Origin of the sequence: Klebsiella sp. TF21-TM, from assembly GCF_019753495.1 — a bacterium.
GTDB lineage: Bacteria > Pseudomonadota > Gammaproteobacteria > Enterobacterales > Enterobacteriaceae > Klebsiella > Klebsiella quasipneumoniae.
Genome location: NZ_JAIJYL010000060.1, coordinates 1 through 7,819 on the forward strand (window position 1 = coordinate 1; position 7,819 = coordinate 7,819).

Consider the following 7,819-nt stretch of genomic DNA (forward strand, 5'->3'; position numbering starts at 1 on the left):
AACGGTCTGCGTTGTCGGGAAGATGCGTGATCTGATCCTTCAACTCAGCAAAAGTTCGATTTATTCAACAAAGCCGACTCAAACGGGTGATACGGGTACCAGGGGAAAGGAGCAGGCACCCGCCGCAACGACGAAGAGCGCGGGCGCGAAACGGCGTTGCCCCGCAGAGTGCCGGCAGTCCTTCGCCGGCACGGTGAAAGCGGCGCGACCGGGACGGTCGCAGCAAGCGCTGCCGTTGACCTTGACTTCAGACATCAGACACTAGCCGTCAGCCCCGAAACCGCTTGCGGGTTCGGCGGAGCTTACCGCGTCTTTTCGCGGTTAGCGGAGTGTGGCTCGACGACCGGACAGCGCAGCTGGCCGGGAGCCGAAGGTGTCCAGTATGGGTGTGCTTTTAAAGCCTTTAAGGGTTAAAAAGAGGCATCACAGCAGGGAGAAGAAGAGGAAGCAGGCAGACAGCAGGCAGCAAACAGGGAAGACGCGGAAAGGAAATGCGGGCGGCGCGTCAGCGCGGCCCGGTCTTCCCGGCGCCGCAGGCGCGCGGTCTTTCGAGGCGCGGCCAGACGGGGACCGATGCCCCCTTCGCCTGCTCTGTTCCCGAATCAGTCAACAAACATCGAGACCGGGATTTGAAATCGATTTGCCAGCGCCCGCATGTGATCGAGGGTCAGACTGCGTTCACCACTGAGGATCCGGCTGACGAGTGATTTGTTGCCTATCTCGTTTTCAAAATCGGACTGTGAAAAACCGCGTTGCTGCATAAGAACCCGCAGCAACGATACACCGTTTTTACCAGCTTCGATGCGCGTATTAAATTCTTCAAATTCCACCGCGTTATTTTCCCAGGCATCAATGCGGGCAGTCAGTATATCAACCAGCGGGCTGTCCGGGTCATGTTCCAGAAGATACTCAACGAGTTTACGTGCATCTTCGTAATCTTTGCGGGACGAACTGCCACCCAGCAGAGGGACAATACTCGCCAGGTCATTCACCGCTTTATTGGCATCGCTAATCATTCAAACCTGCTGAATTTTAAAGTTAACACCGCAGGCTCTGGCGTACCGAACCAGCGTCTGAATACTCATTCGCGAAGCGTTCTTCTCCATACGTGAGATAGTAGGCGCTTTGATGCCCATACGTTCTGCAACCTGTGCCGACGTCAAACCCGCTTCTTTTCTCCATGTTGCTAAGGTTTCCCGAAGTAGCTCCGAGGCTTCTTCTGCCTCGAATGCCGCGCTGTACTCATGATCGTTCATTGCTTCGGTATGAACCTGGCTAAGGGTTTTATATTTCATTCTGCATTTCCTCCAGTCTGCGAAGTGCCTGATCTATTTCTGCCGGGGGCGTTTTTGGCGATTTTTTGATAAAGATCCGAAGTAGAAAAATACGTTCACCACTCTGATATACCCAGATTCCGCGGGCGATATCTGCCCCCATTGTACGTATTTCGAAAAGGCCGTTTCCAAGCGGCTTGGTATCTGGCTCGCGTAGCTGGCGAGGGTTTGCTTCCAGCTTCATGAGTAGCCTGGCCATTTTTGCACGAATGGCAGCAGGCAGAGCCGTAAACTCTTTTTCAGCCTCATCATGAAAGATGACTGTGAACATGAATGTAATCTCTAGTCCGTATGTGTATACGTTAGCTTAAAAGCTAACTTAGCTCAAGAGCTAAGTTAGCTGACTTCTCACTACCCGATCTTTACAATCTCAATACCCAGCATAAGAGCTATGAATTCCGCTTTGTTCTGAAGCAACCAGGTGCGTGCTTCGGGTGCCTGAGCTTTGCTGATATCGATATCAAACTGATTAAGCGCTGCAGCATCGGCGTGTCCGAGTGTAATACCGCGCCACTGCATCCCCGCATAATAGGCGTTCCCTGCCCCCTGCTGGATTTGTCTTTTCACGTGTTCCATTGCCCAGACCTCATTCCACACCCAGACGGCGGAACATATCGGCGATGATATTCCGGCGCGTATATGAAGCACCTGCGGCTTTCAGATCGGCCAGCACGTTATAGGCGTAACTGGCATCCTTTCCATGAAAAGCGATCACCTTTTCCGCTTTTGGTTCAAAACAGGATGGGGAAGTTTCCCGGGAGAAAACCTCTGATGAGTGTTGATGGCCGTATACTTTCATTTTGCGTTACCTCTGGTCTTTAAGGGATGGCAGCGATAGGCCGCCATCCGTGTTTATTTCTCAGCAGTCGTTTGCCGCCAGTTCACTCATCAGTACATCCCGTGCTTCCAGCGCGCGTTCCTCTTCGGCTAGCGTCAGCAGATAGCCGCGCTTTGCCGCAGCGCCCATTAACACCGGACGGTCTTTCAACGGCAGCGCATCCAGATAATCCAGCGCACCACCCAGCAGATGGGCCTGATACAGCTCGTAATGCATCCCGCAGCACCGACCAGCCTTTTTTTCGATACGTTCCAGCACTACATCGGCGCGGATAACATCGAATGGGTTTCGGGAATGAATGTTGCGCACAAAACCGTCAGTCCGGAGGGTTGTGCTTTCTTTGGTGGAGGGTTTTACGTTGACGTTTTGTGTGCTCATCCAGCTTTCTCCTTTGTCTGTTTTTCTGCCTTTTAAAACCATCACCCGTTGAGTTGCCGGGGCCGCGGTTTTGACGTTTTGCGGGGACCTGCTGAACCTGCCCCCTGGATAAAACCTTCACCCGTTTGAGAGCCGTTCGCCGCGAGGGCGTAAACGAGCACGGGCGACAGCAGCTGTCCAGGGCGCGGTTTACCGCGTGCCATTTACCCTGGACGGATGATGGCGACTGTGCTTGTCTCAGCCCCGGCGAATGGACTCAAACGGGTGATACGGCGCCAGGGGAAAGGAGCAGGCATCCGCCGCAACGACGAAGAGCGCGGGCGCGAAACGGCGTTGCCCTGCAGAGTGCCGGCAGCTTTATCGCCGGCACGGTGAAAGCGGCGCGGCCGGAACGGTCGCAGCAAGCGCTGCCGTTGACCCTGACCTCAGACATCAGACACTAGCCGTCAGGCCCGAAACCGCTTGCGGGTTCGGCGGAGCCCGGCGGGTGCGAAGCAGCTGCCCTGGCGGAGTGTGGCTCGACGACTGGACAGCGCAGCTGGCCAGGAGCCGAAGGTGTCCAGTGTGGGTGTGCTTTTAATCCTTTTCAGTTTTAAAAAGGGACACAGCAGGAAATAAAGCCATCACAGGAAGGAACGGAGGAATATAAGAACAAAAGCCCGCAGAGAAATAACGGGCTGATCCAATGGACGAATCGAGAACAATCAACATAAATCAATATCTACAGCTCAATAAGCGGGCTGGATGTAATAATCCGCGTCACAAAATTAACGCTGCCATAGATAGGGATTTATTAATTCCTGAAACTGCATTTGTCCGGAGCACAGACAGGTCAGGAGCTTACTTATCATTGTTTTCACTCACATTATTCGTTTCAAACGAGACAAGAAATGTTTTCAGCCCTGCACAAAACGCATTGAATTCTTCCGGTGTGACATCTGCGGATCGGTTTATTCTGGCTCCGCGAAGATGAGAATTACCGGATGCATTTTTTTCCGCCCCGGCACTGCGGATTATCGAGTCGGCCCGGCTTTTTGAACATGGAACACCGCCCAGGCTGATAATTTGTGCAACATCGTTCCTGTTGAGGCAGCCAATCGCCCCGGCAATCATCTTAAGATTAGCCGTAAGTTGTCTGCAGGAAAGTACGTCACTCATCGGATTTACCTTCTTCAGCGATCGAGCCGTTCGACGGTGGCCAGCAATTGCGGATAGGTCGCTGACTGACACTTTTCGTACAGTGATTTAGCTGCGGATATCCCTTCCAGATAATCATCCGAGTCCCGAATTTCCTGAGCCAGATATTCAATAAAGGCGGGTTCCACAACGGAGCCATTCAGAACATTAAGCAGAACCTGTGTTTCTTCGGCATCGAGAGGAAGGGCACAGGCGCGAACCAGATGCGCATAGCGATCAAAGATATTATTCAGCCGTTCAGTCACCCCTTCCCTGTGGGAGTTCAGATGTGCTCGCAGCTTAGGCGAAGGTGTGAAAGAGGGGTTGCGGGAGATCTCTTTTTTCACTGGTTATCCTCAGAATACTGGCCCGACATAATTAAGAATTTGCGCCGCTCCCTCACGAACTGTCGGTACCATTTACGGGCAACACTGGCAAGATCGTCCTCAGAAGCGTCACAGTACAGCGTACTTCCCATAAACCCTCCCCCACGGCAAATCTGAGCACCTGTGCTACCAGGGCGTCCCGGGGACTCCAGGTGAACATAGCCACCACTGTCGGGTGCGAAAAAACTGAAAATTTCGCCGGTTTTACGGGATGTTATCGTGAAGTTCATGCTGGCTCTGCTTTGGCTCACCCGCGACTGCGCTTCGCCTCACTGAGTTAAGTGGAACAATTTCTGTTCATTACGCAATCAACTGTATGACAGATGTCATACATAATCAACAAAAAAAAGCCTGCTTAAAAAGCAGGCGAACATCACTGGATCATATAAGGAATGAACTGCAGTATCACCTGGCAGACTGGGCGACTGATTTACCAGGAAAGCGGATACCGCGCATTGCACGAATAAGTTATAGCAGCACTTTTCCGGAAGGAAAACCCGCCCGGCAGGCGGGCGGGTTAAGTGCTATGCAACCTGATGTAGCGCCGGGTTTCCCCGGGGAGCCTTTGGACAGCCTCACTGACTCGTGGACTTTTAACTCTGCCGTTGCTGTTTCCACCCCTCCGTAAAGAGGGCTACGCTACAGAACGAACTTATCACCAGAACCCAAAAGTACACAATCAATCGCTCTTTTTTTCAGACTGATGACAGGGTGTGACGAAGAATGAAGGATGTTAATGTGACTTGCGATTCATTGGATCCGTGTTGTAGGTAGATGAAAGATTTTTGCCCGCCTGTCGCGCGGGCTTTTTTTCCTGCTTACAGGAAAAAGGGGCTACCGGTGAACGGTAACCCCTTCATAAAGGCGCTTCAGGCTTGTCAGACATCATCTCCCCTGAATGGCGGGGGCTTCCCCCCGCCGGGGTTAGCTACTTAGCGGATTCGTAAGCCAGAAAAGCCGCCACCTCCCTGTTCGTGTCCCTGTACCGGATTTCACAAAGTGATTTCCGGGTGAGGTAAGTGAATATCAGCAGTGTGAGGCACACTATTAATACGCACCCGAGCAGAGTGTTTCGCGGCAGTTTCATGGCCTTCTTCTCCTGTGTAAGTTCACACAGATATTGCAATTGCCTCAGAACACTAAAGGAGGGATTGCCAGATGTTGATGCAGCATATCGGTGTCGGCTATTTTGGGTATTACCGAGCAACTGCTTATGCGATGAAACACTCTCTTATGCCCGAGATTGCGAAGTTAAGAATGAAGGCTCTGAACTTCTGGGATAAGTACGGGATCCGTGCCGCAGCTGATGCTTTTGACGTATCAACGCGAACACTCTACTGGTGGCGCCGGTTACTGCGCACCGGTGGTCCAGAAGCACTAATTCCAAGAAGCAAAGCCCCTCTGGTTCGCCGTTCAAGGCACTGGCATCCTGATGTACTCAAGGAGATCAGGCGTCTGAGAACTGAGTTACCCAATCTCGGCAAAGAGCAGATTTTTGTCAGGCTGAAACCATGGTGTGAAGCGCGGCATTTTACCTGTCCCAGCACGTCAACCATTGGAAGAATCATTGCTGGTGCTCACGATAAAATGCGGATGATCCCCGTACGCTTCAGCGCCAGGGGCAAAGCCCGGTTGATAAAAAAATGCTCAATGAAGCCCAGAAGACCAAAACAATACCGCCCGGTAAAAACAGGCGAACTCATAGGGATGGACGCGATTGAACTCAGGATGGGGGACCTACGCCGCTATATCATTACCATGATCGACGAGCACAGCGACTATGCGCTGGCCCTGGCGGTCCCTTCACTCAACAGCGATATTACCAGCCATTTCTTCAGCAAGGCCACAAAGCTCTTTCCTGTCGCTATCAGACAAGTTGTCACTGACAACGGTAAGGAGTTCCTCGGTAACTTTGATAAAACGCTACAGGAAGCCTCGATTAAACACATCTGGACCTATCCGTACACACCGAAAATGAATGCGACCTGTGAGCGATTTAACCGGACACTTAGAGAACAATTTATTGAATTCAATGAATTGTTGCTTTTTGAGGACCTGAATTTGTTTAATCAAAGAATGGCTGAATATCTGGTGCTGTATAACAGCAAAAGGCCACATAAATCACTCGAACTGATGACGCCAGTGGACTATATTTTACGTGAGAGTAAAAATTGCAATATGTGGTGGACCCATACATTGATCACAGATTACAACATACTGCAATAAATTGCGCATTTTATGGACAAAAACACAACCACACACCGCTACCTTGAATGCCTATATGCATTCGACAAATACACGAGACATGCTACAGAAAACTGAGATCAACTATTTTAATGGAGAAAATATGGGCTATCCCGTGTTGCTAATTATTAAAACAATTCTACAGGAATGTACAGCACACTTTATCATTTCGTATTTCAAAGACAGACAGAGAGAAATGAGACCGTTCAGGAAGCAAGGATGGGGAGGTATATTGATATAAACAAAACATTTATATGCAATATATTGTTATCTATATCAAAATGCGTGAAAGAAGTCAGTGCCTATATATAAGCGATAGGAAACCTATAAAACTCATATGGTCTAAAATAAAATTTTTGATGTTATTTTAGAGTTAACGCCATTAGGTTAGCAGGTATAGGGCATACCACATATAAATCCGGTATAGCATAGACATTAACCATGCAACCAAAAAGGGAACATATCCAAAAAGAAGACTCCGCCACAATATTTACTTATTTTCAGAAAATCACACCACGCCTAATCAATTGTTTTATAACGAAATTTCAACCTTGAAATGGATTGATTTTTTGTGCAATATGGACTCCCTGTTAACAGAAAGGATTCTCATACTACTGGCTATGAATTTTTATATTATTACAGACAACACATACCTGTTTGCAGGAGTAAAACATTTACTCTCGGACTTGCAAGTTTCACTACATAGAGTAGCGACTAATGATATACATTCTTTGGCGTATCCAAGGGATGCAATATTATTGCTTGATGGTGCTAGCCATAATATATCGGTTCGTGAACATAAGCATATTAATCAACTAAACACACCTGTTTACTTTATCCTCAATATAAGAAATGAAATTTTATCTCATCTTGCAGGCATAAATATACTTAACGCGTATGGAACCGCTGAGGGGCTGAGAAGAAGACTGATTAATATTTTATGTGGAGATATTCCTTCACATAATCATCGTGTTTATTTAACCCGCATGGAATCCGTCATTCTTCAGCTATATGTAAACGGGTTGTCAGCTTTACAGATAAGTCAGGAAATTACTGTAAAGAAAAGAACAGTATCCACTCATCTACAAAACATTCTCCATAAAACCGGTATCAAAAAGACATACCATTTGATGCTGTTAAAAAACATCCTCAGTTTTCACCTGGCACAATACAGTTAACCCTTGAGAATGGGCTCAGACCGCGCTTGGCCCCTGATAAAGAGAGGCGAAAGCCCTGTCTTTTTTTCCTTTGCCTGTAGCAGTTACCAGTTAATTCTCCCTGCGGGGCGGTGTAACCGCCCCGGTCGTGAATCAGTCCAGCGCGGCGTAGATAGCACTGCATTCCGGGTGAAAGGTAATGTGATTCCAGAGCTATGCATCACGCAGCAGGCTTTGTTGAATAAATCAGATTTCGGGTAAGTCTCCCCCGTAGCGGGTTGTGTTTTCAGGCAATACGCACGCTTT

12 protein-coding genes and 1 pseudogene are annotated in these 7,819 nt (G+C 49.1%); 2 read left to right on the forward strand and 11 right to left on the reverse strand.

Annotated elements, in window-relative coordinates:
• Positions 1 to 602: 602 nt before the first annotated feature.
• The 10 genes from K5R89_RS26220 to K5R89_RS26265 form a co-directional block, all read right to left on the reverse strand.
• Positions 603 to 1,016, reverse strand: a complete 414-nt coding sequence (locus tag K5R89_RS26220) for a type II toxin-antitoxin system HigA family antitoxin (RefSeq protein WP_064175085.1) — start codon at positions 1,014 to 1,016, stop codon at positions 603 to 605.
• Entirely contained in the window at positions 1,017 to 1,295 is a 279-nt protein-coding gene (locus K5R89_RS26225) for a helix-turn-helix transcriptional regulator (RefSeq protein ID WP_004152721.1), read from the reverse strand.
• Entirely contained in the window at positions 1,285 to 1,605 is a 321-nt protein-coding gene (locus K5R89_RS26230) for a type II toxin-antitoxin system RelE/ParE family toxin (protein ID WP_004152720.1), read from the reverse strand. The genes K5R89_RS26225 and K5R89_RS26230 overlap by 11 nt, the downstream gene beginning before the upstream one ends.
• Positions 1,606 to 1,685: 80 nt before the next feature.
• Entirely contained in the window at positions 1,686 to 1,910 is a 225-nt protein-coding gene (locus tag K5R89_RS26235; protein WP_014343499.1) for a hypothetical protein, read from the reverse strand.
• 10 nt (positions 1,911 to 1,920) lie between these two features.
• Entirely contained in the window at positions 1,921 to 2,133 is a 213-nt protein-coding gene (locus K5R89_RS26240) for a hypothetical protein (protein WP_019706020.1), read from the reverse strand.
• 60 nt (positions 2,134 to 2,193) lie between these two features.
• Entirely contained in the window at positions 2,194 to 2,550 is a 357-nt protein-coding gene (locus K5R89_RS26245) for a hypothetical protein (protein ID WP_019706019.1), read from the reverse strand.
• A gap of 840 nt (positions 2,551 to 3,390) precedes the next feature.
• Positions 3,391 to 3,708 (reverse strand): hypothetical protein, encoded by a 318-nt coding sequence (locus K5R89_RS26250; protein WP_015065519.1) that lies wholly within the window; start codon positions 3,706 to 3,708, stop codon positions 3,391 to 3,393.
• 14 nt (positions 3,709 to 3,722) lie between these two features.
• The gene (locus K5R89_RS26255; protein ID WP_064175087.1) at positions 3,723 to 4,073 is read right to left on the reverse strand and encodes a hypothetical protein; all 351 of its coding nucleotides are present in this window, start codon (positions 4,071 to 4,073) and stop codon (positions 3,723 to 3,725) included.
• Positions 4,070 to 4,342 (reverse strand): hypothetical protein, encoded by a 273-nt coding sequence (locus tag K5R89_RS26260; protein WP_064175088.1) that lies wholly within the window; start codon positions 4,340 to 4,342, stop codon positions 4,070 to 4,072. The genes K5R89_RS26255 and K5R89_RS26260 overlap by 4 nt, the downstream gene beginning before the upstream one ends.
• Before the next feature lie 698 nt (positions 4,343 to 5,040).
• Positions 5,041 to 5,160 carry a type I toxin-antitoxin system Hok family toxin gene (locus K5R89_RS26265; protein WP_159376494.1) on the reverse strand — a complete coding sequence of 40 codons (120 nt, stop codon included), beginning with the start codon at positions 5,158 to 5,160 and terminating at the stop codon, positions 5,041 to 5,043.
• A gap of 110 nt (positions 5,161 to 5,270) precedes the next feature.
• Here K5R89_RS26265 and K5R89_RS26270 point away from each other — a divergent pair, with 110 nt between their 5' ends.
• On the forward strand, positions 5,271 to 6,338 hold the full coding sequence (locus tag K5R89_RS26270; RefSeq protein WP_065813386.1) for an IS481-like element ISKpn28 family transposase: 1,068 nt from the start codon (positions 5,271 to 5,273) through the stop codon (positions 6,336 to 6,338).
• A gap of 569 nt (positions 6,339 to 6,907) precedes the next feature.
• On the forward strand, positions 6,908 to 7,534 hold the full coding sequence (locus K5R89_RS26275; RefSeq protein WP_241506210.1) for a LuxR C-terminal-related transcriptional regulator: 627 nt from the start codon (positions 6,908 to 6,910) through the stop codon (positions 7,532 to 7,534).
• A 132-nt stretch (positions 7,535 to 7,666) separates the two neighbouring features.
• Here K5R89_RS26275 and K5R89_RS26280 read toward each other — a convergent pair.
• Positions 7,667 to 7,744 (reverse strand): annotated as a pseudogene (locus K5R89_RS26280) (antirestriction protein); the annotation flags it as partial.
• Positions 7,745 to 7,819: the final 75 nt, after the last annotated feature.

Excerpts from the sequence above, each read along its gene's own strand:
- K5R89_RS26240 (WP_019706020.1), bottom strand. The coding sequence starts at position 2,133 with ATGAAAGTATACGGCCATCAACACTCATCAGAGGTTTTCTCCCGGGAA.
- K5R89_RS26245 (WP_019706019.1), bottom strand. The coding sequence starts at position 2,550 with ATGAGCACACAAAACGTCAACGTAAAACCCTCCACCAAAGAAAGCACA.
- K5R89_RS26235 (WP_014343499.1), bottom strand. The coding sequence starts at position 1,910 with ATGGAACACGTGAAAAGACAAATCCAGCAGGGGGCAGGGAACGCCTAT.
- K5R89_RS26230 (WP_004152720.1), bottom strand. The coding sequence starts at position 1,605 with ATGTTCACAGTCATCTTTCATGATGAGGCTGAAAAAGAGTTTACGGCT.
- K5R89_RS26260 (WP_064175088.1), bottom strand. The coding sequence starts at position 4,342 with ATGAACTTCACGATAACATCCCGTAAAACCGGCGAAATTTTCAGTTTT.
- K5R89_RS26225 (WP_004152721.1), bottom strand. The coding sequence starts at position 1,295 with ATGAAATATAAAACCCTTAGCCAGGTTCATACCGAAGCAATGAACGAT.
- K5R89_RS26220 (WP_064175085.1), bottom strand. The coding sequence starts at position 1,016 with ATGATTAGCGATGCCAATAAAGCGGTGAATGACCTGGCGAGTATTGTC.
- K5R89_RS26270 (WP_065813386.1), top strand. The coding sequence starts at position 5,271 with ATGTTGATGCAGCATATCGGTGTCGGCTATTTTGGGTATTACCGAGCA.
- K5R89_RS26250 (WP_015065519.1), bottom strand. The coding sequence starts at position 3,708 with ATGAGTGACGTACTTTCCTGCAGACAACTTACGGCTAATCTTAAGATG.